Origin of the sequence: Arthrobacter bambusae, assembly GCF_022606295.1 — a bacterium.
Classification (GTDB): domain Bacteria; phylum Actinomycetota; class Actinomycetes; order Actinomycetales; family Micrococcaceae; genus Arthrobacter; species Arthrobacter bambusae_A.
The window spans coordinates 81,677-107,763 of the sequence record NZ_JAHHZS010000016.1; the positions used below are offsets into that span (position 1 = coordinate 81,677).

23 protein-coding genes and 2 pseudogenes are annotated in these 26,087 nt (G+C 63.6%); 6 read left to right on the forward strand and 19 right to left on the reverse strand.

The annotated features are described in order from the left end of the window. The first annotated feature begins 7 nt into the window (after window positions 1–7). Window positions 8–430: a heat shock protein transcriptional repressor HspR gene (locus tag KNN17_RS12765; protein WP_078107409.1), complete on the forward strand. Its 423-nt coding sequence runs from the start codon at window positions 8–10 to the stop codon at window positions 428–430. 3 nt (window positions 431–433) lie between these two features. On the opposite strand, the gene KNN17_RS12770 is transcribed toward KNN17_RS12765, so the two are convergent. Genes KNN17_RS12770 through KNN17_RS12795 form a run of 6 tightly spaced genes read right to left on the reverse strand, consistent with a single transcriptional unit; the run spans window position 434 to window position 7,442 of the window. Continuing rightward, a complete protein-coding gene (locus KNN17_RS12770; RefSeq protein ID WP_241709435.1) occupies window positions 434–1,069 on the reverse strand; it encodes a CG0192-related protein in 636 nt (211 codons plus the stop codon). 10 nt (window positions 1,070–1,079) lie between these two features. Next, window positions 1,080–3,470, reverse strand: a complete 2,391-nt coding sequence (locus KNN17_RS12775; RefSeq protein WP_241709436.1) for a bifunctional salicylyl-CoA 5-hydroxylase/oxidoreductase — start codon at window positions 3,468–3,470, stop codon at window positions 1,080–1,082. 14 nt (window positions 3,471–3,484) lie between these two features. Then, entirely contained in the window at window positions 3,485–5,143 is a 1,659-nt protein-coding gene (locus tag KNN17_RS12780; RefSeq protein WP_241709437.1) for an AMP-binding protein, read from the reverse strand. A gap of 41 nt (window positions 5,144–5,184) precedes the next feature. Next, window positions 5,185–6,075 carry an acyl-CoA thioesterase gene (locus KNN17_RS12785; protein WP_241709455.1) on the reverse strand — a complete coding sequence of 297 codons (891 nt, stop codon included), beginning with the start codon at window positions 6,073–6,075 and terminating at the stop codon, window positions 5,185–5,187. A gap of 5 nt (window positions 6,076–6,080) precedes the next feature. Continuing rightward, window positions 6,081–6,563, reverse strand: a complete 483-nt coding sequence (locus KNN17_RS12790; RefSeq protein WP_241709438.1) for a cupin domain-containing protein — start codon at window positions 6,561–6,563, stop codon at window positions 6,081–6,083. Between the two features lie 33 nt (window positions 6,564–6,596). After that, window positions 6,597–7,442, reverse strand: a complete 846-nt coding sequence (locus KNN17_RS12795) for a fumarylacetoacetate hydrolase family protein (RefSeq protein ID WP_241709439.1) — start codon at window positions 7,440–7,442, stop codon at window positions 6,597–6,599. Between the two features lie 147 nt (window positions 7,443–7,589). On the opposite strand from KNN17_RS12795, the gene KNN17_RS12800 reads away from it, so the two are divergent. Both KNN17_RS12800 and KNN17_RS12805 read left to right on the forward strand, forming a co-directional pair. Further along, window positions 7,590–7,988 carry a RidA family protein gene (locus KNN17_RS12800; RefSeq protein WP_241709440.1) on the forward strand — a complete coding sequence of 133 codons (399 nt, stop codon included), beginning with the start codon at window positions 7,590–7,592 and terminating at the stop codon, window positions 7,986–7,988. A 44-nt stretch (window positions 7,989–8,032) separates the two neighbouring features. Further along, the gene (locus tag KNN17_RS12805) at window positions 8,033–9,532 is read left to right on the forward strand and encodes an amino acid permease (RefSeq protein WP_241709441.1); all 1,500 of its coding nucleotides are present in this window, start codon (window positions 8,033–8,035) and stop codon (window positions 9,530–9,532) included. Between the two features lie 92 nt (window positions 9,533–9,624). On the opposite strand, the gene KNN17_RS12810 is transcribed toward KNN17_RS12805, so the two are convergent. The 10 genes and pseudogenes from KNN17_RS12810 to KNN17_RS12850 form a co-directional block, all read right to left on the reverse strand. Continuing rightward, entirely contained in the window at window positions 9,625–10,821 is a 1,197-nt protein-coding gene (locus KNN17_RS12810) for an amidohydrolase (protein WP_241709442.1), read from the reverse strand. Beyond that, on the reverse strand, window positions 10,818–11,837 hold the full coding sequence (locus tag KNN17_RS12815; RefSeq protein WP_241709443.1) for a succinylglutamate desuccinylase/aspartoacylase family protein: 1,020 nt from the start codon (window positions 11,835–11,837) through the stop codon (window positions 10,818–10,820). Before KNN17_RS12815 ends, KNN17_RS12810 begins: the two co-directional genes overlap by 4 nt. A 23-nt stretch (window positions 11,838–11,860) precedes the next feature. Beyond that, window positions 11,861–13,414 (reverse strand): sugar ABC transporter ATP-binding protein, encoded by a 1,554-nt coding sequence (locus tag KNN17_RS12820; RefSeq protein ID WP_241709444.1) that lies wholly within the window; start codon window positions 13,412–13,414, stop codon window positions 11,861–11,863. 8 nt (window positions 13,415–13,422) lie between these two features. Next, window positions 13,423–14,574, reverse strand: coding sequence for a sugar ABC transporter substrate-binding protein (locus KNN17_RS12825; RefSeq protein WP_241709445.1), 1,152 nt, complete (start codon window positions 14,572–14,574; stop codon window positions 13,423–13,425). A 52-nt stretch (window positions 14,575–14,626) separates the two neighbouring features. Further along, complete coding sequence (locus KNN17_RS12830) at window positions 14,627–15,715, reverse strand: ABC transporter permease (protein ID WP_241709446.1); 1,089 nt, start codon at window positions 15,713–15,715, stop codon at window positions 14,627–14,629. A 155-nt stretch (window positions 15,716–15,870) separates the two neighbouring features. Further along, window positions 15,871–16,695: an Lrp/AsnC family transcriptional regulator gene (locus tag KNN17_RS22555; protein ID WP_241709447.1), complete on the reverse strand. Its 825-nt coding sequence runs from the start codon at window positions 16,693–16,695 to the stop codon at window positions 15,871–15,873. A gap of 57 nt (window positions 16,696–16,752) precedes the next feature. Beyond that, window positions 16,753–16,896: pseudogene (locus KNN17_RS22675) on the reverse strand (AsnC family transcriptional regulator); the annotation flags it as partial. Window positions 16,897–17,037: 141 nt separating this feature from the next. Further along, a complete protein-coding gene (locus tag KNN17_RS12840; RefSeq protein ID WP_241709448.1) occupies window positions 17,038–17,922 on the reverse strand; it encodes a PaaX family transcriptional regulator in 885 nt (294 codons plus the stop codon). A gap of 3 nt (window positions 17,923–17,925) precedes the next feature. Then, window positions 17,926–18,372 (reverse strand): acyl-CoA thioesterase, encoded by a 447-nt coding sequence (locus tag KNN17_RS12845; RefSeq protein WP_241709449.1) that lies wholly within the window; start codon window positions 18,370–18,372, stop codon window positions 17,926–17,928. A 225-nt stretch (window positions 18,373–18,597) separates the two neighbouring features. Next, entirely contained in the window at window positions 18,598–21,990 is a 3,393-nt protein-coding gene (locus KNN17_RS12850) for a DEAD/DEAH box helicase (protein ID WP_241709450.1), read from the reverse strand. Between the two features lie 167 nt (window positions 21,991–22,157). Between KNN17_RS12850 and KNN17_RS12855 the strand changes: the two genes are divergently transcribed. Beyond that, the gene (locus KNN17_RS12855) at window positions 22,158–23,006 is read left to right on the forward strand and encodes a DMP19 family protein (RefSeq protein ID WP_241709451.1); all 849 of its coding nucleotides are present in this window, start codon (window positions 22,158–22,160) and stop codon (window positions 23,004–23,006) included. 145 nt (window positions 23,007–23,151) lie between these two features. On the opposite strand, the gene KNN17_RS12860 is transcribed toward KNN17_RS12855, so the two are convergent. Beyond that, window positions 23,152–23,745, reverse strand: a complete 594-nt coding sequence (locus KNN17_RS12860; RefSeq protein WP_241709452.1) for a COG4315 family predicted lipoprotein — start codon at window positions 23,743–23,745, stop codon at window positions 23,152–23,154. Window positions 23,746–23,899: 154 nt separating this feature from the next. On the opposite strand from KNN17_RS12860, the gene KNN17_RS12865 reads away from it, so the two are divergent. Beyond that, window positions 23,900–24,400: a sigma-70 family RNA polymerase sigma factor gene (locus KNN17_RS12865; protein WP_059389901.1), complete on the forward strand. Its 501-nt coding sequence runs from the start codon at window positions 23,900–23,902 to the stop codon at window positions 24,398–24,400. Next, window positions 24,397–25,116 (forward strand): zf-HC2 domain-containing protein, encoded by a 720-nt coding sequence (locus KNN17_RS12870; protein WP_241709453.1) that lies wholly within the window; start codon window positions 24,397–24,399, stop codon window positions 25,114–25,116. Before KNN17_RS12865 ends, KNN17_RS12870 begins: the two co-directional genes overlap by 4 nt. 30 nt (window positions 25,117–25,146) lie before the next feature. On the opposite strand, the gene KNN17_RS12875 is transcribed toward KNN17_RS12870, so the two are convergent. Then, the gene (locus tag KNN17_RS12875; protein ID WP_241709454.1) at window positions 25,147–25,959 is read right to left on the reverse strand and encodes a methylenetetrahydrofolate reductase; all 813 of its coding nucleotides are present in this window, start codon (window positions 25,957–25,959) and stop codon (window positions 25,147–25,149) included. Between the two features lie 16 nt (window positions 25,960–25,975). Continuing rightward, window positions 25,976–26,087: pseudogene (locus tag KNN17_RS12880) on the reverse strand (lipoyl synthase); the annotation flags it as partial.

Consider the following 26,087-nt stretch of genomic DNA (forward strand, 5'->3'; position numbering starts at 1 on the left):
CGCAGGCATGGGCATCGACATCAACCAGCCGATCTTCGTCATCTCCGTCGCGGCCGAACTGGCTGACATGCACCCGCAGACCTTGCGCCAGTACGACCGCCTCGGCATCGTGTCGCCGAGCCGTGCCCCGGGCAAGTCCCGGCGATACTCCCAACGCGACATCGACCGCTTGCGCGAGGTCCAGCGGCTCTCCCACGAAGGCGTGTCCCTCGAGGGCATCAAGCGCATCCTCGAACTCGAAAACCAGGTGGCCGCGCTGCAATTCCGCGTTGCCGAACTGAGCGAGGAACTGCAACGCCGGCGCAGCCCGATGGAGGCCCGCGTTTTCGCGGCGGGAGCAGCCGGCGACGTCGTCAGCCTGGCCCGCGGGCAGCGCCCCCGGGCGCGGTCCCAGGCAATCGTGGTGTGGAGACCGCGGACGGGGGAGTAGTCCCTAGGCCTGCGAGAGGGAAGCCAGCAGCACCGGCCCTTCCTGGCCGGCCCACGTGCCCCGCAGGACAGCCGAATTTTCCGGACCCGGTGTCCCCGGAACGAGGACACGGTTCACCTGCACGGTGAGTTGACCGGCGTCGATACTGGTGATGCCGTCTTCGGTGATCGGGGCCGCCGGGCTCAGCGCAGGCACTTCGCTACCGGGGGTACCGCTGCCCTTGACCTCGACGGAACTCTTGCGAGGCTCCAGCACGCCGTCCATATCCACGAACTGTTCGGCCTCCCGCTGACCAGTGACGATGACGGTGGCCAGGGCAGCGACGTAGACGGGATCGGCGCAGGCGTCGTACACCCACCGCGTGCCCAAAACGGAGTGTTCCATGGTGCCGAGGAACGAGTCCTTTGCCCCGGGCAATTCCGAACCCCGGTAGCTCAGGGGAACCTGGTAGATCTTGCCGCCGTGGGAGACCAAGTGGGTCTCGAGGCCGACTTCGCCGTCCGGATCATCGAAGCGGTATGCGCCGAGCAGCTCGGGCGGTGCGGAGCCGTCCTTGGTGAACCACGGCTGGACGGGCAAGTACTTTTCGATGAGTTCACGTTTGCTGGGACTCAGGGTTGCTTGATGGATGATAGCCATGCGGTCCAGCCTAGTTGGCCAGTGCGGGCGCGGAGACTGCTCTCGGGGTCCAACGCAGGTGCGTGTTGTCGGCGTCGGACTCGCGCTCTTTCAAGAGTGAAAGCCTGGGCCTAACGGCATCCGTGCGGGAGCTCGGCGGTTTGCGTCGCCCCGCCCGGAACTGCGGCACCCACTGCGCCCCGGGGCCTTGGTATTCCTGCTCGGCTGCGGCGTGGAGCGTCCACTGGGGGTCGAACAGGTGCGTTCTGCCCAGTGCCACGAGGTCGGCCCGTCCGGCAAGAAGGACGGAGTTGACGTCGTCGTAGCTGGAGATGGCACCGACGGCGATGACGGCTGCTCCGGCGGGTGCGGCGACCTCCTGGCGGATGCGGTCGGCGAAAGGCGTCTGGTAGCTGCGGCCGAAAGCCGGTTGTTCTTCCTTGGCGACCTGGCCGGTGGAGACGTCGATGCCCGCGGCGCCATGGGCTACGAATGCCCGCGCGATGTCGAGCGAGTCGTCTGAGGTGTTGCCGCCTTCGATCCAGTCCGTCGCGGAGATGCGTACCGTCACAGGCTTGCTGGCAGGCCACGCCGCACGGACGGCGTCGAACACTTCCAGGGGGAACCGCAGGCGGTTCTCCAAGCTGCCGCCGTACGCGTCCGTCCTGCGGTTGGACACGGGTGAGAGGAACGAGGAAAGCAGGTAGCCGTGGGCGGCATGGACCTCGAGGAGGTCGAAGCCTGCCTCTTCGGCACGGAGGGTCGCGGCGTCGAACTCAGCCTTGATGGCGGCCATTCCTGCGTGGTCGAGTTCCACAGGCGTCTGGTTGCCGGGACCGTATGGCAGGGCCGTCGGTCCAACAGCCTGCCAGTTGCCGGATGCGAGCGGTTCGTCGATGCCTTCCCACATGAGCTTGGTGGAGCCCTTGCGGCCGGAATGACCCAGCTGCGCACCGATCTTGGCCGTCGAACGCGCATGGACGAAGTCCACGATTTCCTTCCAGCTGTCTCGCTGTGTGTCCGTGTACAGGCCGGTGCAGCCGGGGGTGATCCGCCCGGTCTCGGAAACACACACCATTTCTGTCATGACCAATCCGGCGCCGCCGAGTGCCTTGGAACCGAGGTGTACTTTGTGGAAGTCGCCCGGGACGCCATCCACCGCGGAGTACATGTCCATCGGAGAGACCACAATGCGGTTCTTGAGCTCCAGTCCGCCGATCCGGAACGGTTGGAACATGGCCGGGGCAGTCTCCGTCAGTCCTTGGGACTCGGCGAAGTTGCGGTCTACGGCGTCGGCGAATTCCGGGTCGCGCAGGCGCAGGTTTTCCTGTGTGATGCGGCGGCTCCGGGTGAGGAGGTTGAAAGCGAACTGCGTCGGGTCCTGCCCCTTGTATTGGGCGATCCGCTCGAACCATTCAAGCGAAGCCTGGGCGGCGCGCTGTGTGGATGCGACAACGGGACGACGCTCCGTTTCATAGGCAGACAACGCCGACTCCACATCCGGGTGCTCGTGCAGGCACGCGGCGAGTGCCAGGGAGTCCTCCATGGCCAGTTTCGTTCCGGAACCGATGGAGAAGTGTGCGGTATGAGCCGCATCGCCGAGCAACACCACATTGTTGTGGCGCCAGCTCTCGTTACGGACCGTGGTGAAGTTGATCCATTTGGAGTTGTTGGACAGGACCTCGTAGCCGTCCAGTTCTTCCGCGAAGATCGTGCGGATCTTGGCAATCGCCTTCTCGTCGGACACCCCTGGCGGGAAGACGTCGGTTGCGGTCTCGTCGAAGCCGGCTGCCCGCCACACGTCCTCGTGCATCTCGACAATGAACGTGGATCCTTCGTCGGAATACGGGTAGCCATGGATCTGCATGACGCCCCATTCTGTTTCCTTGACGAAGAACTTGAACGCCTCGAACACCTGGTCCGTACCGAGCCACATGAACTTGTTGGGCCGCAGATCGAGGGTCGGAGCGAAGGAGTCCGCGTACTTCGCGCGGATCTGGGAGTTGATGCCATCCGCTGCGAGGACCAGATCATAGTTGGCCTCAAGCTCTTCCACCGCCGGCGCAAGGGTCTGGAAACGCAGGTCGACGCCGAGCTCGGCACACCGGCGCTGAAGCAGTTCCAGCAGTTCCTTGCGACTCATGGCCGCAAAGCCCTGGCCGCCCACCGTCACCGTTTCGCCGCCGAAGTGGATGTCGATGTCGGACCAGCGGGCGAAGCGCCGGCTCATGTATTCGGCCACGGCGGGGTCGGCGTTGCCGATGCCGCCGAGAGTCTCATCGGAAAATACGACGCCGAAACCGAAAGTGTCGCTGGCGGCGTTGCGTTCCCAGAGGGTGATCTTGTGGGACGGGTCGAGTTGCTTCATCAATGCCGCGAAGTACAGGCCGCCGGGGCCGCCCCCTACGATTGCGATTTTCATGCTTTTGCTCCTTCTCAGGCCTGGCCCAAGCCTGCGCTGGCAAGCTGTTCGGGGTCGTCGTTGATGCGGTCGCGCAGCTTGAAATGCTGCAGCTTGCCGCTGGGGTTGCGGGGAAGTTCGTCGACGAACCGGATGTCCCGCGGGTACTTGTAGGGGGCGATCGTCCGTTTGACGAAGTCCTGTATTTCCTTGCGCTTCGCGTCATCGCCCCTGACGCCTTCGCGCAGGACGATGAATGCGCAGACGACGCTGCCGCGTGCTTCGTCGGGGCGGCCGATGACCGCGTTCTCCACTACGTCGGGGTGCAGGTCGATGGCGGTTTCCACTTCGGGGGCGCCGATGTTGTAGCCGGAGGAAACGATCATGTTGTCCGACCGGGACTGATACGTGAAGTACCCGTCCTCGTCTTTCGTGAAGGTATCGCCGGTGACGTTCCAGCCGTTGACCACGTAATTCGCTTGCCGTGGGTCGTCCAGGTAGCGGCATCCGGTGGGGCCGATGACGGCGAGCCGGCCAAGCTGCCCGGGTCCTAGTTCCAGGCCCTCGTCGTCGAGGATGGCTGCCCTGTACCCGGGCACGGCCCGTCCGGTGGTGCCGGGCCGGATGTCATCCCCGGACGCGGAAATGAACACATGCAACAGTTCGGTAGCTCCGATGCCATTGACGAGCCGGAGACCGGTGGCCGCCCGAACGGCTTCCCACGTTTCCTTGGGCAAGTGCTCGCCCGCCGAGACCGCTACCCGGAGCTCGCGGAGCAGCGATCCGCGGCCTTCCTTGAGGATGGCCCGGTACGCAGTTGGTGCAGTGAACAGGATGGTGGCCCCGGCAGCGGCGGCACTCTCGGCAAGTTCCACAGGGGTGGCCCGTTCGGTCAACAACGAGGATGCGCCGAAGCGCAGGGGGAAGACCACCAGCCCACCGAGGCCGAACGTGAAGGCGAGGGGTGGTGAACCGGCAAACACGTCGTCAGCGGTTGGCTGCAGAATATGGCGGGCGAACGTGTCGGCGTTCGCCAGGATGTCCCTGTGGAAATGCATGGTGATCTTGGGCGTGCCCGTGGTGCCCGACGTCGGGCCGAGCAGCGCGACGTCGTCGGCGGAGGTCGGAACGGCAGCGAACTCGCCGCTCTTGGCGTCACAGCGGGACGCGAGGTCGCCGGCGTCGTCTGATCCGTAGGAGAGGACAACGGTGTCCTCTCCTGCCGCCGCGAGCAGTTCATCCATGAACCGGTGGTCGGAGATGGCTACGGCCGGACGCGTAAGGCTGATGAGCGTGCCGACCTCGCTGGAACGCAACATCGGCATGGTGGTGACAACAACGGCTCCCGCTTTGAGCACGCCAAGCCAGGCCGCGACAATCCAGGGATTGTTCGGACCGCGCAACATGACGCGGTTGCCAGGCACCACTCCGAGGTCCTCGGTGAGGACCTGGGCAACTTGGTTGGCGCGCCGCCGCAGCTCACCGTACGTCCAGACCGTGCCGTCGGGGGTCCGCAGAGCGGCCCGCTCTGCACCATGGCTTGCGACGGCGTCGTCAATGAGCACCGCCGCTGCGTTGAGCGTCGCCGGGTACTGGAGTTCCGGCAGGGTGAATTCGAGGGTCGGCCACGTGCCGGCCGGTGGCAAATGGTCGCGGGTAAAGGTGTCCACGTGGGCTGATCTCAACATTGTCATGGCCACTCCTTTCAGTAATACGGCGGATAAGTCGAAGGTGTTCAGGAGCCGGCGCGGATCATGCCCTCTTGGGCAACCGTTGCCAGCAGGCGTCCTTGCCTGTCAAAGAAACGGCCCGTGGCCAGCCCCCTGTTGCTTTGCCCGGACACGGCCTCCTGGGCGTACAGGACCCAGTCATCCGCGCGGCCGTCCCGGTGGAACCACATGGAGTGGTCCAGGCTGGCCGTGGCAAGTCCGGGGCTGGACCAGTGGAGCCCGTTCACCCGGAGCAGAGGCTCGAGGATGGTGTAGTCGCAGACGTATGCCAGCGCGGCCCGGTGCAGATCTGCCGTCGCGTGTTCGTCACCGGCGTCGGGCAATTGCTCGAAGGCTTTCACCCAGATTGCCTGGTGCGGCACAGAATCGCCTTCGACCTGCAGATATACCGGCCCGGGAATGTGTCGCATGTCGAAGCTGCGCTTCGAGGACCAGTACTCGGCAGCAGGCCCTTCGACCCCCTGTAGCACCTCGGCGGCACTGCGCAGGGATTCGGGTTCGACGGCGGTAGGCGCCGGAGGCTGGAACTCCGGACCGTCTTCGGGAACCTGGAAGGAGCCCATCGCCGCATACACGGTCTTGCCGTTCTGGTGTCCACGCACGCTGCGGGTCGAGTATCCACGGCCGTCGCGGAGGCGTTCGACCTCATAGCGGACCGTGGCCCTGATCTCCACGGGGCGCATGAAGTAGCTGTGCATTGAGTGCAGCTGCCTGTCAGCGTCGACCGATCGCATCATCGCTGCCGCGGCCTGGGCCACCATGTCCCCTCCGTATGCTTTGGGCCACGGAACGTACTGTGAGGTGGCTTCGTAGGCTTCGTCGTGGATCCGGGCGGGGACGGCTGTCAGCTCGATGGCCTTGAGGAACGTCTCCGAGGTCAGGATTCCAGTGGACATGTCCATCAGGCCCTGCGGAAGTCTGCGAGGGCCTCGTCGGCAACGTCTTCGAGGTTGACCACGAGGTTCTCCGGGGTGCGCGCGGTCAGCCACACGAGTTCTTCGGTGACGGACATGTTGGCCTCGACATGCGGCATGAACGGCGGGACAAATACCCAGTCGCCCGTCTTCATGTCCAGGAACTCGGAGTAGTTCTCACCAAAGTAGATCCGGCCGTGGCCGCGGAGCACGTAGCCGCCGGTTTCCGCTTCGCCGTGATGGTGCGGCAGGGAGCGGTAGCCGGGAACGTTGGAGACCTGCCCGAACCAGATCTTGGTGGCCGGCGTGTGCTGGATGCTGACGCCGGAGACGCGGACACAGTCGCCGGACTGGGCAGTGTTGGTATCTTCTTCACCGGCGCGGGTGACGACGGGAACCACCTTGCCGTCGGCCTGGGCGTAGATGGAGTTGTCGCCTTCGAGGCGGTAGTCGGTAGCGGTTGTGTTCATAGTGGTCACTCCTTTGAAGTGCTTGGTATTGGCTTAGGCGTTGGCGGGGACGGATGCGTGGATTCTGAATTGGTTTTCCAGCCTTCCGATCCCGTCGATTTCGGTGGTGAGGAGGTCGCCGTCGTTCAGGAAGCGCGGCGGTCTCATGCCCATCCCCACTCCGCCGGGCGTACCGGTCAGGACAAGGTCTCCGGGGCGCAGGATAGTGAACTGGGAGATGTAGGAAAGGAGTTTCGCCGGTCCGAACACCAAGGTGCTGGTGTTCCCGTGCTGCACCAGCTCGCCGTTGACATAACCGCGGACCTCGAAGTCGCCGTCGAGCTCGTCCGCGGTCACCAAGACCGGGCCCACCGGGGTGGTTCCGTCGAACGCCTTGCCTTGGAACCACTGCAGCGTGCGGTTCTGCCAGTCGCGCATGGAAACGTCGTTGGCGATGGTGTACCCGGCAATTGCCGCGAGGGCTTGGTCCTCGTCCGCGCGGTACAGCACGGAGCCGACCACGACGGCCAGCTCGGCTTCCCAGTCGACCTTCGCGCTGTCGTGGACGTGGATGGTGTCAGCCGGCCCGATAAGGGTGTCCGCGTACTTCGCGAAGAGCGTGGGGTATTCCGGCAGTTCGCGGCCCATCTCCTGAATGTGGTCGCCGTAGTTCAGCCCGCAGCAGATGACTTTTCCGGCCCGTGGAAGCAGGGGTGCCAGTTCAGGGTCAGTGATGCCGTGGCCTCCGGCGGTTGCCGCTTTCTCTACGATGGTTCGCCACTGCGGCTGTGCAAGAAGCGCCCCGACGTCGGTGCACGGCAGCGCGAGGTAGGAGTCGGCACCCGTGGCGAGCGCCGCCGTTGTGCTTCCACCGACCATCCGCAGTGTCGCGAGTTTCATGCGTTCTGTCCTTCCAGTGCTGCTTCCCGAAAATCTGTATGTCGACTTTTTTACGATCGTCACATATGCTCAACGTAGCACGGCAGGAATGATCTGCACAGAGGCTTTTCAAAAGTTTTCGTAGTAGCCACAACGAGGAGGAACAACATGGGCCACAAGACCGTCAATCCCGGGTCGCTCCCGAAGCCGTCGGGCTTTGCGCACGGAATGCTTGCCGGAAACACGCTGTTCTTGGGTGGGCAGACGGCCCTGGACAAGGACATGAACATCGTTCCCGGCGGGATCGTAGAACAGTTCACCCAGGCGTTTTCCAATGTGCTGACTACCCTGCGCGAGGCGGGCGGATTACCCGAGGACCTGGTCAGTGTGACCATCTACCTCACCGACGTGGACGACTACATGGCCAACGGCCGCGAGATCGGGCGGATCTGGCGCGAAATGGCCGGATCCGACTATCCCGCCATGGCTGGAATCGGCGTCACGCGGCTTTGGCAGAAGGAAGCCCTCATCGAGATCCAAGGCATCGCTGTCATCCCGGAGCGCTAGCCCCTGCGGCACAACCCCCAGAAGTTTCGAGCAAGGAGACAACGATGTCACACAGCTTCGACCTGATTAAAAACCGCGAACGCGGACTCAAGCGCGAACTCACCAGCCCACAGTTGACCATGATCGCGCTGGGCGGTGCGATCGGCACTGGGCTTTTCCTCGGAAGCAAGTTCGCAATATCTTTCGCCGGACCCAGCGTCCTGCTGAGCTATGCGATCGGTGGCCTGATCGCAGTGATGCTGATGGGCGCGCTGGCAGAGATGACCGTGGCCCATTCGACCACCGGGTCCTTCGGTGCTTTCGCCGAACACTACATTTCGCCCCTCGCCGGATTCCTGGTGAAGTACCTCTATTGGTCCTGCGTCGTGCTGGCCGTAGGCACCGAGGTCCTTGCGATCGGGGACTACATGAAGCTGTGGTTCCCCGGAGTCCCACCACTGTTCTGGATCCTGCTGTTTGCCGGGGTCCTCATCGCCGTCAACATGTTCAACGTCAAGGCCTTCGGCACCCTGGAATACTGGTTCTCCAGCATCAAGGTGTTCGCCATCCTTGGATTCATCCTGCTCGCCGCCATCCTGGTCTTTGGAAAGCGAGAGGCTGGTTACGGAATCCACAACTACACTGCCGAGGGCGGGTTCTTCCCCAACGGCGTGTCCGGCATGTGGGTAGCCGTGATTGTGGCGATCTTCAGCTACCTCTCGGTGGAGATGATCGCAATTGCCGCGGGCGAAGCGAAGGATCCGGGAACGGCCGTCAAGAAGGCGTTCAAGGTCACGGTATTCCGTCTCTTCCTCTTCTACATCCTGACCCTGGCGCTGATCCTGGCCATTGCACCTGTCAGCCAGATCCTTGCCGGAAACAGCCCTTTCGTCACCGTCATGCAGGTCATTGGCATTCCGTTCGCCGATTCAGTCATCAACGTCGTGGTGATTGTGGCTGCGCTTTCAGCCATGAACTCGCAGCTCTACATCTCCACGCGCATGATGTTCAGCTTGTCCCGCGCAGGGCAGGCGCCCGCCGTGTTCGGGCGGCTTCACAAGAACGGTTCCCCGGTCAATGCACTGGTCCTCTGCACAGGTGGAATCGCCGTGGCGGCCTGCGTGTACGCCCTGAATCCGGAGTCAGGCTTCACCTTCATGATGGCGCTGTCCATGTTCGGAGCCATGGCCACGTGGCTCATGATCTTCGTGACCCATCTGGCGTTCCGACGGGCAGCGAAGCGCGACGGGACGGCTCTGTCGTACAAGCTGCGGTTTTACCCGGTGGCCTCCTGGGCCGGAGCGATCCTCATGGTTGCCATCATGGTCACCACCCTCTTCGTTGACGCCTTCCGGATGACACTGATCTTCGGGGTTCCGTTCGCCATCGGTATCGTCGTCCTCCACTTCGTCCTGAAGAAGGGCCGCAGAGGCTCCGCTCAGGGAACTGCAGAGTCCGACGCCGACGGTTCTGCAACCGGCGACGAAGGCACCACCTCCGGGCCCGCCGTCGTCGGATCCGGCTCCGACGCCGACCGGAACATGGAAGGGGCTGTGCGCTCCTAGGGTGTGGTGTGGGCCGGCCGCATTGCGGCCGGCCCACCTGCGTGCTGCCTGGACTTGCCCACGAGAACTGGTTGCCGCAGAGTTCCAGTGAGTCACGGGCGAATTCGTGTCAGCGCGGCGTCCACAACCGTCCAAGCCATCGCGATTGCGCCTTCGATGAGCGCCTGATCAGCTCGCTCCGAGGCTGCAGCTTCCGTGAACGCGGACTGATGGTTGGACACAGGCGAGTCACAAATCTTGACGTGCGGATGAAGGCTTGGGACGACTTGGGAGACGGCGCCGAAGTCGGTGGAGGCACGGAATGCGCGGGCTTCCGGATCCTGCGGAAAGCTTCGGCCTAGGGCCTCCGCATTCTGCTGATAAAGCGAGGCCAGCTGCGGCGACTGCACAACATTCGGGTATGTCAGTTCCCATTCCAATTCCACTGTGCACCCGGCCGCGAGGGCCGCCCCCGTGAAGCAGGCCTCGACACGTGGGACCATATCCTCAAGGTCCCCAAGGGTCTGGGCTCTGATCCCGTAGACACCCGCGGAACTTCCTGGGATCACGTTGGCAGCAGAACCGGCACTCGTGACAACACCATGGACTCGGGTGTCGTTGGGGAGCTGCTGGCGAAGCAAACCGACGGCGACCTGCGCGATGGTCGATGCGTCGGCGGCGTTCGCTGCCCCCCATGGCGACGCGGCGGCGTGCGAGCTCTTACCCGAGAACTCGAAGGAGAAACCGGTGCTCGCGAGGAAGCCTGGCGAGGCGTCTTCGAATGGCGCAGGATGAATCATCATGGCCATGTCGGCACCGATGAATGCACCTTGTTCCAGCATGAGGATCTTGCCGCCGCCGGTCTCCTCTGCCGGGGTGCCCAACACTTCGACCGTGAGATCGAGCTGCTCAGCCACGCCCTTCAGTCCGACAGCGGCAGCGACTGCGCATGCTGCGATCAGGTTGTGGCCGCAGGCGTGGCCAAGCTCTGGCAATGCGTCGTACTCTGCCACCACGATCGCTTTGAAGGAGCCTGCTCCGGCAACTGCGGAGATCGCGGTGTCCAGCCCAAAGGCGCGTTCTGTCACTGTGAATCCGGCTGCGCGCAGCTCGTTCGCGACTTCCCTGCTGGACTTAAACTCGGCAAAACCGAGTTCGGGCATGCCGTGGATGCGATGGCTGAGGTCTATGGCCCGGTCGCGAAAAGCCTCTATCTCCGCCTGCACTGCCCCTTTAATGGCGTTTCGAAGTTCGGTATTCCTGGTGGCAGATGCACCCATGGTCGCGGGGATGGCTGCGTTGGCGCTCATAGGTCGGCCGCCGCAACGAATCCGACAGCATGGCCTTCGGGCACGGCAAAGGACCCACCTCCTGGCGCGGTCGTCAGGAAAGCCCACACGAATCCCGTGACGGGCATCTTGACCTCTTCCAACACCGACCCATCCATGCCCACGATGTGCGCAACAATGCTGCCTTGCTCCATAACTGTTCCTGGATCGCAAACCGGGAATAGAACGCCTGACTCGCGGGAGGTGAGTACCCCATGGTAGGTGAAACTTCCTTGGAGCTTTTCAACCAACTGGGGTGCAACCGGTTCCTCCAACATTCCTAGCTTGGACATGATGTTGAGGACACCTCGGACACCCGCTTCGTATCCTTGGTGTCCATGCTCGTCGAGCAACTCGACCATCAGACCCGGAATACCATGTGCTGACGCGGCAGCAGCGGGCTGGCCGTCCACGGACCCCACCTTCTCCGCGGTGCCGTCCTCTGGGTCGGTCATCAGCACCGGGGTGACGCCGAACGCTTCCGCCATTGCGCGCTGGACTTGGCGGACCTCGGGTGAGGAGCACTGTGCCGCGAACTCCATCGACATGGGCACGGCCGGCTCCGCGTTGTTGTGCAAATCGATGTAGTGAGTCGCGACATCGAAGAGACTGCGGACTTGCGCCCCTATCCGCAGCGTTGGTGATCCGGCTGGGTCGCTGGGCCAGTAGCACGGCATTCCGAGGTGGATGCCGTCCTCGGGCGAGGCGTAGGTCGCGCGGTCGAAAGCAAGGGGATTGGTCACCGGAACTGAGATCAATGTTCCTCGCAGCCTCGCCGGGTCAATGCGCGCGACGAGCTTGAGAAGTGTTCGTGTTCCCGTGATTTCAGTGCCATGCGTGGCACCAGTGACAAGAAGGACAGGACCAGGCTCCACCCCGTGCATGATGCTTACCGGCACACTGACTACTTGTCCGGAGGCGGACGTGGTGGCGGTCAGGCGACCGTGTCGCAGTTCCCCTGCGGGTACGTGGAGGGATCCGACCTCGAATACGCTCATTGCGGGATTCCTTAATGTTGGTTTCACGATGTGGCAGGCGTCGCTGTGGAGGCGAGGCAGCGGTGGGTTATGGCATCGGTGGTTAACTGATCCCCGGTCAGCTCTCCGGAGACGGCCCCGTTCTTGATGACGATGACTCGATGACAAAGATGGGCGAGATCCTCGTATTCACTGCTCGCGATCACGACGGAGCAGCCGTCTTGGGCTGCGCGGTTGATCAGGTCAAAGAGAGTCTTCTTTGCTCCCACGTCCACGCCGTTGGTCGGTTCGTGGAGGAAGAGAACGTGGGGACGGGTGAGCAGCCACTTGGCAAGGATTAGTTTTTGCTGGTTGCCGCCGCTGAACGAGCTGAGGGGCAGATCGGGCGCCAGTGGCCGCAACCCAACACGGCGCATCGCCTCGATTGCGTCCTTGTGCTCCTCTGAGTAGGCCATGCGACCCGAACGCCAGTAACGCCTCATGGTGGCCATTGTGAGGTTCTCGGCCGCCGAAGCCGCCATGAGTCCGCTGGAGGTCGCCCGATCTGCGGGGATATACGCCATCCCCATGCTCATGGCACGGCGCGGTCGAAGCCACTTCTGCTCGACTTCCGTGCCCTTGACTTCGACTTTCCCTTCTCCGCGGCTTGCGCCGAAGCACAGACCGATGATCTCCTCGAAACCATCTCCCACGAGGCCCGTCAGCCCGAGGATCTCTCCGCGGGACGCCACGAATGAGACATCACGCGTTTCTGCTCCGCTGAGATTTGTAGCCCGTAGGACGGGTTCAGTCACGCTCGTATGCTCGGACGGATAGAGGTTCGTGAGCTCCGTGCCAAGGATGGCCGTTATGAGGTCGTCGGTAGTCGCTGACGCGACATCCATGGTCGCCACGACTTCGCCTGACCTCAGGATGGTCGCCCGATCGCAAATATCCTTCACCTCGTCGAGTCGGTGCGTCACAAATACCACCGAGCTACCGGTGGCCTTGATCCTGCGGAGGACCTCGAATAGCTGGTGCACCGCGTCCGCCGGGAGGTAGGCTGTGGGTTCGTCTAGGACGAGCACACCCTTTTCCTCGCCGCTTATGGACTCGATGCCCCTGATGATCGACAGCATGGCCCGCTCTACTGCGGACAGGCGTCCGACCACCGCGTCGGGCGAGAGCCCGAGCCCGTACCGTCGGAGGGTCTCCTCGGTATAGGACCGCTGGGCGCGCCAGTTGATCCTTCCCCACTGTGTTCGGTAACGCCCTAGCCCTAGCGTCTCCATGACGGTGGATGAAAGGACCAGGCCGAGATCCTGGTGCACAAATCCAAGCTTCAGGCGTTCTGCCGTCTTAGGGTCGATCGGGAGTCCCTCCGACCGGCCGGACACCGTGACGCGGGGAGCATTGTCTGCCGCGTAGCCCCCATCCGGGGCGATCTGGCCGGCGAGGAGTTTGATCAGTGTGGACTTGCCTGAGCCATTCTCGCCCAGTAGGGCATGGATCTCACCGGACACGATGTTGAGATATGCCTCCTTGAGGACGGGACGGGCGCCGTAGGACTTAGTGAGATGCTCGGCCCGGAGCAGGGGCTCCTGGTTCGTTGAGTTCATGGTACTGATCACCCTTGCCAGAGCCGGGTGTAGAAGGTTCGGAAATCGAACGAGCCGTACCAGTCGCCGGACTTCTTCGCCAGGTCGATCGTGTCGATGTTGGCCCGCGTAAATGTCCGGTTCGGGACCTGCTCGTCTGCAACCGCGTCCTCGCCTGCGATCGCGCGCATCGCCTGGTCAACCGCCGCCCACCCCATTTGGTAGAGGTTGGTCCCTACTGTGGCCGCCTCCGGGTCCGCCTTGTCCTGGAGCCCGCTCAGCGCCCCGACAATGGCGTTCGAGCCCACCAAGCGGATGTTTCGGCCAGCGAGCCCGGTGATCGACGGCTTGATCGCCAGATTCATGTCGTCGACAAGGCTCACAACGTAGCGGGTTTCTGGATTGCGCTGCAGAAACGCGTTGACCTGCGGTTGCAGGAGGGACGACCAAGCTTCCAAAGGTGCGTCCTGCACGGCGACCTTTGCATCGGGGCACAACTGGGCGAACTGTTTCGTGAACTGGTCGACCATATCGGAACTCGAGGTTCCGAAGCTCGAAGAGCCCAGGTAAAGCACACCTGCGTGGCAAGACGAGTCCGCAGCCACGAAGTTGGCCTGCCGTGTGCCCACGTCGTTCGTTGCCGACGCGTAGGCGAATACACCGATATCCGCAAGTTCCTTGGAGACCTTGCCCGGCGCGTCACTGCCGACACTGATCACAGGGATCCCGTGGCTTTTGGCCCCGGTGATGCTCGATGCGACGCTCTTCGGGGGCGTGCCCTGAAGGAGGATGACGTCGACGGATTGGGCAACTGCCTGATCTACGAGGGAAGCGGCCTTCGGAGGATCGCCCTCGCTGTCCGAAACAGTGACGGTGGCACCCGCCGCCGCGGCGCCCTCCTTGACGCCGGCAAGAACGTCCTGGCTGAAGGGGAAACTGAGGCCGCTCGCGATGAACCTGATGTTTTTGCCCCGTAAGGAAGTCCCGTTCTTGACCGACGGGATCTTGGGACTAGCGGTCACCGGCGCAATGTCGAGGGCTAGCGCCTTGGTGGCGATGCTTTCCGGGTTTGAGGTCCCCGCGGCATTTGTGCTCTCACTCGCTCGTTGACAGCCCGTCATGCCCAGGAGCGCAACGGAAATCACGATGGGCAGGATTGCTGCACGTTTCTGTCTCATCATTTGAAATCACCTAAATTTTGTTTGGGTCGAGAACGACATTGTTCTTGGATGCTTATGCGCGAATTGTTCGGCCGTTGCGGCGGGCCGCAAACGTTGAGAGGGCGACTCCCAGGATCAGGGCCATGCCGTAGAACACCTGCGTCACCCAGCCGGCCAGTCCCAAGAGCTGGAGCCCGGTGATGCCGGTTGCGAGGAAGTATGTCGCGACCGCCGTTCCTAAGATGTTGAAACGACCGGGCGTGAAACTGGTGGATCCGAGCATCGCGGCCGCGAACGGTGCGAGCGCGTAGCTGGTACCAACGTTTGGGTCGGCCGAGCCGAGCACTCCGGTAAGCAGAACTGCGGCCACCGCGCCAAGAAGGCTGGATACGATAAGGGACCCGGCTCGGATCGCGTCCACTCGAACTCCGGACAGGCGAGCTACCTCTCGTCCGGCACCTGTGAAGTACAGGCTGCGGCCGATGGGCGTGTGCTGGAAGACGTACCACGCCACCACAACCACACCCAGGGCGTAGAAGAAGACGAGCTGGATCCCGCCCACAGTGCTTCGGGCGGCATCGACCAGGTCCACAGAGATGCCGGTGACGGTGAGGTTATTGAGCCCCAAAGCGAAGCCGATGAGCACCGAGGTCATCGCGAGCGTCACAATGAGTGAACTGATCCCGATACGGACGACGAAAAAGGCGTTCACGCATCCGACTACCAACCCAATTGCCAGCGCCACGAGCACTGTCGGCATCAGCGGCCACCTTTGGATGACGTTTAGATACCCCATCGTGACCACCGTGATCACAACTACACCGCTCGACGACAGATCGAACTCCCCGGCGGCCATGGGAATGGTCACTGCGATTGCCACGATAAGGACCGTGGCCTGCGAACTCAGAAGGTAACCCAAGTTCGAGCCTGAGAGGAAAACTCCGGGCAGGAGCACGCCAAAAGCCACGATCATCAGGGCCCAGGTGATAATCAGCCCGAAGCGCGAACCGATCAGAGCGATCCAATCGTGACGCCGCAACCTGGGCTCGGCCAGGGGTGCGTCAGTCGTGTTTGCGGGACGGGATGGTCCGTCCTTAACCAGGCCGCCGCGAGACGTCGCGGGGGAGGCCGCAGGGTCTTGTCCGATTCGCGTTTGCGCCATTTTGTCACTCCTATGGATCTCACTCAGTGCTTGCGCGTTGTCGCGCTTTAAGGAAAGTCTGAGGTCAACGATCATAAGAGGCAGAAATTTGTTTGAATTCAGCAACAACACGGCCAAAATTGTAGGAAAACGATCCTCGCTCCGGGTGGTTGGGCTCAGTCCGTCCACGGTCGGAGCGGGACGACGCCCGCGGACCGACCATTTTCTCCGAGAAGCCTGCCCATTCGCTTGACGGACCGCAGATCGATAACCCGGTTAGACACAACTACAAAGGGAAACCGCTCAAGCAGGGTTGCCTCTACCGCCTCGATCTCTCCCAGCGAGTGGAGCCAACAGGTCGCCATGAGATTGTTGGGTCCTGTCGTTGCCGCCGCGACACGAACTTGAGAGGATCCAGCCAAGCTCCGACACACCTCCTGAAGCCTGTTCGCGGGAACCTTGCCCCAGATTGTTGCCGAGATGGGCCAGCCAAACACTGGCGCGGCAAGATCGCACCTGACTCGCACCACCCCACTGTCAACAAGCCGGCCCACGCGACGCCGGGCGGTCGCCGGGGTCACGCCCGCCTGTGCCCCCAAATCCTGGAAGGCCATTCGGCCGTCCATCACCAACGCGTCCAGCAGAGAACGATCCACTGGATCTAGCTGCGGCATCTCCCGGCGGTCGAGCGGATCCCGTGAAGTTACTGATGCGAGCCTGCCAACCTGACCGGCGTCCATCGCGCGGAGCCGCCAGCGGCTACCCTCTCCGTACAGTGTGGTTACAATCGATACTTCGACACGGTCAACTCCGGGATAGCTCCCCAGCCGGCTCAATACACTCTCGTGAAGCGAGTAGAGGCTGCTTGAGAACACCGTCATGGAAAGATCGGGCGCGCCCCCCGTGATTTCCAAGGTCGCCACTGAAGGGTCGTTCTGCAGCCTTACGACCAATTTTTCCCGAAGCCGTGGACGGCACCACATCAAGACGAACGCGGTCACGCCAACAGTGTGAAAAGCCGGACCGGGCGTAGCGCTCACCCAAGCGAGCCCGGCTTCGCGCAAGCGGTCCCACCGGCGAGCCAAAGTGATTGGCGCGACGTCCAGCGCCTGGGAGATCAGAGCCCATGGCGCGCGCGGCGCGCGCTGCAGTGCCTCCAACAACGCCAAGTCAAGCTCGTCCGGAGCGATGGATTCGTGCACAATTCCTCGACTATTTGAAGGTTGCTTCCCTGATGAGGCGGGACGAGACGACCCCGCGTGGCGTTGGCCGCGAGACCTGTGCGCGAACTTAACAGTCGACTCGGCGGTATGTCAACGTCCGTGTTGCCTCGCTGGATCGCACTAGGGCGCCACCAGGTCGATGCTGCCGTGGATGAGTTCGTGCGCGTGCGCTGCCGCGAGGGGCGCGGCAAGGCGATGAACCGCCTGGAACGTCTCGCGAACCGCCGGACCGCGCCAGTCCTTCGGGAGGTATTCCGACGGCAGGTTCGGGTCCCGGTACGGGAAGCGGCGCCACAGCGTCAGCATGGGGATGTAGTAGCGGAAAGCATCCCGGCGCAGCTGGGCCGTCGAGTTGGCCAGGGCGGCCTCGGGATCATCTCCTACCAGTGCGGCCCAAAGATCTCCAGCCCCTTCGTAGAGATCCAGGAACTCGGCGAATTGCTCGTCGATGGCCTTTAGATCCCACCATTCGGCCACCTTCGGACGCATGGGGCCTTCAAACAGGTAGTCGCCCCGGAAGAAGTCCACAAACTGGATGAGACCGCGCGAGGCAAGCCGCTCCCGGGCCTGATCAAGGACTTGGGCCGGCGCGATCCACACCCCTGAGGCCACGGATCCAAAACCGAGCCCGGACAGCTCGGAGCGTAGTTGGTGCCGGCGGTTCCGCATAGATTCAGGGACGGAAAACACCGCGAGGACCCAGGATTCCAACTGGGCGGATCGATCGGCGGCGAAGATCCTCCGGTCGCCCTCGCGGAAGACGTCCAGAACGGTGTCAGAGAGCTCGTACTTGGCGACCCCGTCCTGGCGGACGCTTTTGAGGACACCTTTGGCCTTCAGCCGCGAGACCGAGGAACGGACTCCCGGCGCGTCGTAGCCGAGGTCGCCCAGCATCGAAATCAGGACGGAAACAGGGAGGGCATCGCCCGAACTCCGGCCGTAGAGCCCATAGATGGTGACGATCAGCTGCTGGTGACGTACCGGCGGAGCGGGCATGTCCGTCATGGTTCAGAACCCCGGACTGTTCGGGACCGCTACGCCAGCAGCCTGCCGGATCCGTTCCGGCCACGGCTGGGCTGAGGCTGAGCCCGCTGGCACGTGTGCTGTGGTCAATGTCCCATGTGCAGCCAGGCCGCCCGGCGAGTTTGGATGTGCGTGGCCGTAGACCTCGAACGCAAGGGTCATGGACGTACGGCCGACTTTTTGGATCTTCACGGTTGCTGTCACCCGTTGGCCAAACCACAGCTTGGCCGTGTAATTGACTACTTGCTGCACTCGCGGAGCACTCGGGAAGTACTCCGGAAGCGCCAGATTGCGGAAGAGCTCTGCTTCGGCAGCCTCGACCCAACGCATGATCGCCGAATTGTGTTGATGGCCCGACGCATCGGTGTCCACCCACTCCACAGTTCTGTCGATGCTTGCCTGCATCACTGCCGGCGCTTCGGTGCCATCCACGGTTCCCCCTTCGGCGACGCTGTATTGCTCAGGCCGCCTTCAATTGTATACATCAAGTGACGGCCGTTCGGAACCCGATATGCCGAAGCGGGGGTGGCCCGGGCGGAACCAATCACGGAAGCAGCCATATAGCCTCCTGAAACGGTGAGTTAGTCGCTCCCTATTCACATTTGTGGCATCAAAAGTGAATAGCGGCGGTCCTGGTCGTTCCTCAGGCGCGCATCCTTACTCTGCGAACAAGCCCGCCAGGTCCTCCGCCGTGAGCGCGCCACCGGACAGGGCGTCGCCTTCCATGACGTCCGCGAAAAGCTGGGACTTCCTGGTCTTGAGCGCCATGACCTTTTCCTCGATCGTGTCCTTGGCCACCAGGCGGTAGACCATGACGTTCCTGGCCTGCCCGATCCTGTGGGTGCGGTCCACGGCCTGCGCTTCGGAGGCCGGGTTCCACCAAGGGTCCAGCAGGAACACGTAGTCGGCTTCGGTCAGGTTCAGGCCGAAGCCGCCGGCCTTCAAGGAAATGAGGAACACGGGCGCTGCGCCGTTCTTGAATTCGCTCACGACGTCGGCCCGGTTCCTGGTGCTGCCGTCGAGGTAGCAATATTCAATGTCCTCCGCCTCGAGCCGCTCCCGGACCTTGCCCAGGAACCCCGTGAACTGGCTGAAGATGAGCGCCCGGTGCCCCTCGGCAACGATGTCCTCCAGCTGTTCGAACAGCACATCCAGCTTGGACGAGCGCACCGCGGACAAGGACTCGTCTACGAGGGAGACGTCCAGGCTCAGCTGCCGCAGCAGGGTGAGCGACTGGAAAATGGTGAAGCGGTTCTTATTGACGTCGTCGATGAGCCCCAGGATTTTCTGCCGCTCACGCTGCAGGTGCGTCTGGTACACCTTCTGGTGCCGCGGGTTCAGCACCACTTCGAGCACCTGCTCCTGCTTGGGCGGCAGGTCCTTGATCACTTGCTCTTTGGTGCGGCGCATCATGAGGGGACGTACCCGACGTCGGAGCTTGGCGAGCTGGGCCTTGTCGCCGTTCTTCTCGACCGGTTTTTGGTAGTACTCGGCGAAGCGGCGCGGGCTGGAGAACAGCCCGGGTGCGACAATCGAGGTCAGCGCCCAGAACTCCATGAGGTTGTTCTCAAGCGGCGTTCCCGTGATGGCCAGCTTGAAGGACGCCGGGAGTTTGCGGGCGCACTGGTAGGCCTTGGACTGGTGGTTCTTGACGAACTGGGCTTCGTCGAGCATGAGCCCGGCCCATTCCTTGGCTGCGTAGGCCTCGTAGTCGATCCGGAAAAGGGCATAGGAGGTGATGACAACGTCGGTTCCGGCCATGGCTTCCTGCGGATCCGCGCCGGACTTGGCGAAAGTCTCTCCGATGGTCTTCACGCTCAAACCGGGCGCGAAGCGTTGAACCTCTGCAGCCCAGTTGCCCACGACGCTGGTGGGAGCCACCACCAGGAAAGGAGCGGAGCCACTCGCACCGGCCGGGCCATCGGCGTCGGATTCAGCTCGCTCCTTCGCCGCGCACATCAGGGCAATCGCCTGCACTGTCTTGCCGAGGCCCATGTCGTCGGCCAGCACACCGCCGAGGCTGTGCCGGTACAGGAAACTCAGCCAGTTGAAGCCCTCCAGCTGGTATGGACGCAGCTCCGCATCGAGCGAGCCCGGCAGCGGCAGTCCGGTCACGCCGTCGTCGAGCAGGCCGCCCACGGCCTCGCGCCAAGCAGCCGCCTGCTCATCGACAATTCCCAATTGCGCAAGCTCATCCCAGAGTCCGGCCTGGAAGCGGCTGATCTGGAGGGTGCCGTGCCGGTCCGGGTTGTCCTGCAAGGACCTGGCTTCGTCGATCAGCGCGCGGAGCTGGTGCAGTTCGGGCAGGTCCAGCGAGAAGTAGGCGCCGCTCGGCAGCAACATCCGGCTCTGGCCAGCGGCGAGGGCGGAAAACACCGCGGCGAAGGACACCGGTTCGCCTTCGAGCGTGATGACGATGCCGAGATCGAACCAGTCGCGGCTGTCGGTGGCCTTCGTCGAGATGGAGACAACGGGAGCCTCGGTGGCCTCGCGGTAGTCGGCGATCTCACCCGAGGTGTCCACAACGACGTCGGGCAGCTCGCGGAGCCGGGGCAGCACCTCTTCGGTGAAGGCCAGGGTGTCGAGCCCGTCCAGAGCTACCGACGCCGCTAGCCGCGGAGCCCCCCATCCGCCGCTCGACGACTCGCCCAGCGCGCCAACCACGTCCCAAGGCCGGCCCAAGGTCTCCAGGATCCGGGCTTCCTCGGCGTCGTCGCGGTAGCCGTGGTCGTCCGGGTGCCGCCAGAGCGGCTGGGCCGTCACAAGCTTTCCGGCTTTGTAGTGCCACTCCCAGTGCAACCGCACGCGGTGGTCGGAGCCGTAGTTCGCCAACAGGGACAGCGTGGGCACTGCCAGGACCGGCAACTCCACGGAATGGTCCGCCGCCGTGACCCGGGTGGACTGCTTGAGCTTCGGATAGAACGCCGTGAGGAATCGCTCTTCGTCCTTCGCCGGGATCTGGAGCCGGGATGCGCCCATGACGAAATCGAGGAGTTCCTGCGACTCGCCGCCCTCCAAGGGGGCCAGCGTAATCAGGTTCTCCGGTGCCGACACCCCGGGCAAGTGGCCCTCGCCGGGACCAGTGAAGAACAAGCCATGCGCCGGACGCCCAAGCAATCCCAAGGTCGCGGGATCAAGAGTGTCCCCGCCCAAGGTCACCGACGGCGCGAGCTGCAGGCCGTCGTCGGGCCGGCTGAGGTCAAGCCCGACGACGGCGGGCTCCGCGGCAACGCGGACCGGCTCGCTCCCGCCGGAGTGGATGAGCGAAACCCCTATCTTCTCGGCTTCGGCCAGCAGGCTCCACAGGTTCTTGCCGGCGAATTCGTTGAGGAGCATCCACATGCTCGACGTGAGCTGCCGGTAGTCCGCAGTCGAATGCGCGGCCAGGAAGTTCTGCATCCAGTCGATATGGGCTTCATTGAACTCGCGCTTGTAGCCAAGGTAGTTCAGGTTGGTCCAGGAAACGCCGCCCCGGATCCACTTGCCCTTGGCTCCCATCATCACCGGACGGGCCTTGAGCTGGCGCACGCGGCGGAGCGGGTCGCGCCGGCCTGTGTAGGAGAAGTGCGGGGCCGGCTCTTCCACTTCGAAGGCAAGGGCCAAGGGGAGGCCCTGGCCTTGCGGGGTGGTCCCTGGAGTGGCGATGAGCTTGCTCAGTGCCTGCTCCCAGGCCGGCCGCTGAACGATTGCTCCGGGCTGGGCCGTCTGCCCGAACGCGGGCGCGCTGAGCAGCTGTGCCCGCACGGCGGGATGGTCTTCGGCCGCGAAAAGAAGGGCGGCCACGTGTTTGCAGTCCTTCCGGACGGGGCAGCTGCACACGCCCACGGTGCAGCTCCAGCCGCCGGGCTTGCGGACCAGCTTGGCCGACGTTGAATACGGCGACGGGCCGCTGCCCCTGACCTTGCCCATCATCAGGCCGGTGGCGGAGTCGAAGGTGATGCCGCTGACCCGGCTTCCCATGGCATAGGCGAGGCCGGCCGCGAGGGAGCGGTCGTTAATGGCGGGTGTCTGAATCGCCAGTTCCCAGGAATCGTCTGAGTGGGAAGGCATTCGTTAAGGCTACTTTCGGCAGGAGGCTATCTATGAATCCTAGGGCCCACTGAGCGGCCCTGAAACTTTGCCGGACGTTCACCTCTGCCTAGCTTGCCCGACAACCGCCCCCGCGTACGTTGAAAGGGTCCGGAGCAGCACAAGCTTCCCAGCAGTGAGGAAATCCCATGACCAGCAATGAGAACCCCGTCGTTCTGACGAAGGACAGCATCGAGGCCGACAGTGCCGACGTTGTGGACGCGAACGTCACCGTGGTCAACGAGATGTACGAGGAGCTCCTCAACCATGAGGAAATCGCTACCAATGCCCTGCGCAGCTACTTTGTGGACTACTACCTGACACAGGCACTCGCGGGCGGTTTCGCCCAGTACGTGTTCACGGTTCCGGAACGCGAAGAGGTGGATGCGTTTGTCCGCGAAGGCCTCGAAGGAATGGGCGCCAAAGGCCACCTTGAGCTGTTCAACCGCACCGCCGCGGCTTTTGACGCGCTGTCCGAGGATGATGCCGAGGCCTACCTGGACGGCGACCTTGACGAGTCCGAAGTGGCACCGGAAGCCGTTGCCGAACTCGAGGCCCTCGACGGCGAATTCGAATCCCTCCTCGAGACCGAAGACATCATCGAACTCAACGCAGCGTGGCTCCGCAGCCAGGACGGCGTGCTCTACCTGGACGAGGAGCAGCTGAAGGCCCACATCGCCGAGCGCGTAGCCCTCATCCCGAACCTCGAAGAGCGTCAGGCCGAGGCGGCCGAAGCTGAACTTGAGAACGCCCCTGAATTCGAGCTCATCATCCGTGAACTGTGCGACGTTGCCGGCTACCAGCTGGAGAAGATCACCATGGGCGATCCCAACTACGAGCATGACGGCGAGACCATCCTCGCCTGGCACTTCGCCACGGACCAGGGCAACTACATCATGATCGAAGAGGACGACGAAGCCTTCATGATCCACCCGGAGACGAAGGAAATCATCGCTGCGGTGGAGTTCGAGGACGCTGACGAGTTCGAAGACGCCTAAACGCCCGCTCACCTTTGGGGCTTCTGAGGCCGACGCCCGCTCACCTTTGGGGCCTTTTGGACAAACGCTCGCTCAGATCTGCCGGCCGGTCCGGACAGATCTGAGCGAGCGTTTGCCTTTTGGGGTGCAAAGGTGAGCGAGGGTTTCAGTAGCCCATGCTGCTGCCGCTCGGGGTGCTGCTGCTCGGGGTGCTGCTGCTCGGGGTGCTGCTGCTCGGGGTCACCATGGAGCCGGACGGGCTGACCAGCGACCAGACACCGCCCACGCCTTGGCCGTAGGTGTCACCGGAGTCTTCGTCCTTGGAGTAGAAGTAGATGGGCATCCCGTTGATGGTGATCTGCATCTTGCCGGCGGCTGTTGGGATGGTGCCGATGGTTCCGCTCACTCCGTCAACTCCAGGCATGGCCGACGTCGTTGTCACGGGAGGCCAGAGGGTAGCGCAGCCGCCGGTGCAGGCACTCTTGCCGGAATCCTTGGCGTCCTTCGCGAAGATGTAGACGCTCTTGCCGTTCGCCGCAACCACTCGCTCGCCGAAGCTCGACGACGCCGTCTTCAGTTCCGCCGCGCCAGCTGAAGTGCTCGACGACGAGCCGGTAGGGCTCGCCGAACCCGATGCCGCCGGACTCGAGGCCGCGGGGCTGGAGGCACTTGAGGACGACGCGCCGGGGCTTCCTCCGCAGCCAGTGAGGGCGATGGCCAGAGCAAGGATGCCGAGCCCGGTGCCGAGTTGCTTCTTCATGGTTTGCTCCTTCGCTTCGACCGGCCGTGGACGTGCCGGAAGCTAACCCGTACGACGCCGCCGGGTGAAGAATGGTTCACAGGGCTTGAACCCTATTCGCGGTGCGCACGTCGTATCCCAAGAGAAGGGGAAGCCGAGCACCAAGGAGGCGCCGATGCCGCTCGACGAGGACGTGGTGGCCGCGATCTATCGCGACCACGGTACGGCCCTGCGCCGCTTCGTGCTGAGTTGCACGCCGGACGCGCACTTGGCTGAGGACGTGGTGCAGGAGACCATCCTCCGCGTGTGGCAGCACGCACCGCAGATCACCGGCAGCTTGCGCAGCTATTTGTTCCGCACTGCCCGCAATGTCATCATCGACAACTACCGCAAGGCCCAGCGGCGCCCGGCAGAGGCTGCCGAACGCGACATGGCGGACCCTGAGGAGGCCACCGAGCGGGTGGACGAGCTCCTCAACCGGGTCCTCATGGAGGAGGCGCTCCTGCGGCTCAGCACCGAACACCGGGAGGTCCTGGTAGCACTGCATTACGAACGTTTCACGGTGAACGAGGCCGCGCTGAGGCTCAACATCCCCAGCGGCACAGTGAAATCCCGGGCCTTTTACGCCGTCAGGGCGCTTCGCACGATTCTCGACGAAATGGGGGTGCAGCGGTGAACGAAACCGGACTTCACCAATTGCTGGGCGCCTACTTGCTGGGCGGACTCGAGCCTGCCGAGGCCCGTGTTTTCGAGGAGCATTTGGCAAGCTGCGCCGACTGCCGGCTCGAGTTGGGCGAGCTGGAAAGCCTCCCGGCCCTCCTCGACGCCGTCCCCGTGCCCGACGCCGTCGCGCTCGCCGCCGGGCGCCCCGCCGTCGAGCCTTCCGCCGTCGAGCCCGCCGCGGCCACTGCCGACCCCCGCTCACTTATGGGGGCTTTTCCAGAAACGCTTCCGCAGCCGATTCTCCTGAAGATGGCAGCCCGGCGGCGGAAATCCCGACGCCGGTGGACGGCCCTGGTGGGTGCCGTTGCCGCCGCTTGCCTTGGAGTGGGCATATTGGCGGGGCCCGTGTTGAACCAGCCGCCCAAGCCAGACGCCAGCTATTCGGTGCAGACGGACAACGGCCTGCAACTCACGGTGGGGCTCGTCCGGAAGGCGTGGGGGACGGAGCTGCAGCTGGAAGGCCGCAGCATGCCGCCGCAAGGCACCATGTACCTGTGGGTCAAGGGCCGCGACGGCACGGAGGAAATGGCCTGCGGCTGGACCGCGACGTCCAGCGGGCACATCAAGGTCACGGGCGCGACGCCGGTCCAGCTCGCCGGGATTTCGGGCGTGGAACTGCGCGACGACACCCAGAAGACGGTCGCGGTGATTTCGGTCCCGGGGAGCTAGGGGTTTCCGGGACCTAGGCTGTTGGCAGCGCTACGCGGTCGCTGCTTCGCTGGCGTCAGGATCGGGCAGATCGTTTCGCTCCCAGATGGGCATGTCCAGTCGGTTGAAACTGTAGAGATGGATTCCCGAGACCCCATTCGGCTGCGCCATGAGCTCGGACACCAGGGTTTCCGGTGAGTACTTGTCCGGGCCCAGGAGCTTGCGGGCAAGAGTTCCCTTGTTGCTGAGGAACTTCAGCGACGTCCCGACGCCGATCTGGGTTGCCAAGGCCAGCAGTTTTGTCCGGGGAACTGCTCCGGCCACGCCGGCCCATACGGGAAGCTCGACGCCTTCCCGGCGCAGGAGCGCGGCGTAGTCGAGGATCTTCGGCGCGGAGAAGCACATCTGCGTGACAACATGCGTCGCCAGCTGTTGTTTCGCCAGCAGGGCGTCCAACAAGTCCAGCCCGCTCACGGAGGGGTGTCCCTCGGGGTAACCGGCGATGCCCGCTGTGATGCTGCCGCCGGTGTACTCGGCGATATCCGCCAAGAGCCCAAGGCTCGATCGGTAGGGGCCCGCGCCAAGAGGTCCGTCTCCACCGATGGCGAAGACCTCACTGATCCCGGCGGCCTCGCAATCCCGGAGGATGCCGGAAAGCTGCGCCCGGTTCTCCAACCCACGTGCCGAGAGGTGCGGAATCACGGTGTAGCCAAGGAGGCTGAGCCTGACGGACGCCTCCATGGTCCGCGCGATGCCGTGATGGGGCAGGCAGGTGACGGTGAGTGTTGTGGAAAGCGGTACTGTTGCCTGGACTTTCTCAACGATTCCGTCTGAGGGAATGATTTCAATCCGGGTGGGGAACATGCTGGCTCCTTCCGGATCAGGCCGTCGCGTGGTGTGCGAGGAGGGTGCGGGCTTCCTGGCGGGTGGTGCCGGAGTCCTGGATGCCTTCGGCGATGTGGGCAAGGTGCACGGGGATTTCGCGGCCTTTT

Excerpts from the sequence above, each read along its gene's own strand:
- KNN17_RS12825 (WP_241709445.1), bottom strand. The coding sequence starts at position 14,574 with ATGATGAGACAGAAACGTGCAGCAATCCTGCCCATCGTGATTTCCGTT.
- KNN17_RS12815 (WP_241709443.1), bottom strand. The coding sequence starts at position 11,837 with ATGAGCGTATTCGAGGTCGGATCCCTCCACGTACCCGCAGGGGAACTG.
- KNN17_RS12775 (WP_241709436.1), bottom strand. The coding sequence starts at position 3,470 with ATGAAAATCGCAATCGTAGGGGGCGGCCCCGGCGGCCTGTACTTCGCG.
- KNN17_RS12860 (WP_241709452.1), bottom strand. The coding sequence starts at position 23,745 with ATGAAGAAGCAACTCGGCACCGGGCTCGGCATCCTTGCTCTGGCCATC.
- KNN17_RS12875 (WP_241709454.1), bottom strand. The coding sequence starts at position 25,959 with ATGTTCCCCACCCGGATTGAAATCATTCCCTCAGACGGAATCGTTGAG.
- KNN17_RS12800 (WP_241709440.1), top strand. The coding sequence starts at position 7,590 with ATGGGCCACAAGACCGTCAATCCCGGGTCGCTCCCGAAGCCGTCGGGC.
- KNN17_RS12865 (WP_059389901.1), top strand. The coding sequence starts at position 23,900 with ATGCCGCTCGACGAGGACGTGGTGGCCGCGATCTATCGCGACCACGGT.
- KNN17_RS12795 (WP_241709439.1), bottom strand. The coding sequence starts at position 7,442 with ATGAAACTCGCGACACTGCGGATGGTCGGTGGAAGCACAACGGCGGCG.
- KNN17_RS12850 (WP_241709450.1), bottom strand. The coding sequence starts at position 21,990 with ATGCCTTCCCACTCAGACGATTCCTGGGAACTGGCGATTCAGACACCC.
- KNN17_RS12805 (WP_241709441.1), top strand. The coding sequence starts at position 8,033 with ATGTCACACAGCTTCGACCTGATTAAAAACCGCGAACGCGGACTCAAG.
- KNN17_RS12840 (WP_241709448.1), bottom strand. The coding sequence starts at position 17,922 with ATGACGGACATGCCCGCTCCGCCGGTACGTCACCAGCAGCTGATCGTC.
- KNN17_RS12780 (WP_241709437.1), bottom strand. The coding sequence starts at position 5,143 with ATGACAATGTTGAGATCAGCCCACGTGGACACCTTTACCCGCGACCAT.
- KNN17_RS12785 (WP_241709455.1), bottom strand. The coding sequence starts at position 6,075 with ATGTCCACTGGAATCCTGACCTCGGAGACGTTCCTCAAGGCCATCGAG.
- KNN17_RS12790 (WP_241709438.1), bottom strand. The coding sequence starts at position 6,563 with ATGAACACAACCGCTACCGACTACCGCCTCGAAGGCGACAACTCCATC.
- KNN17_RS12820 (WP_241709444.1), bottom strand. The coding sequence starts at position 13,414 with ATGAACTCAACGAACCAGGAGCCCCTGCTCCGGGCCGAGCATCTCACT.
- KNN17_RS12830 (WP_241709446.1), bottom strand. The coding sequence starts at position 15,715 with ATGGCGCAAACGCGAATCGGACAAGACCCTGCGGCCTCCCCCGCGACG.
- KNN17_RS12855 (WP_241709451.1), top strand. The coding sequence starts at position 22,158 with ATGACCAGCAATGAGAACCCCGTCGTTCTGACGAAGGACAGCATCGAG.
- KNN17_RS12770 (WP_241709435.1), bottom strand. The coding sequence starts at position 1,069 with ATGGCTATCATCCATCAAGCAACCCTGAGTCCCAGCAAACGTGAACTC.
- KNN17_RS12765 (WP_078107409.1), top strand. The coding sequence starts at position 8 with ATGGGCATCGACATCAACCAGCCGATCTTCGTCATCTCCGTCGCGGCC.
- KNN17_RS12810 (WP_241709442.1), bottom strand. The coding sequence starts at position 10,821 with ATGAGCGCCAACGCAGCCATCCCCGCGACCATGGGTGCATCTGCCACC.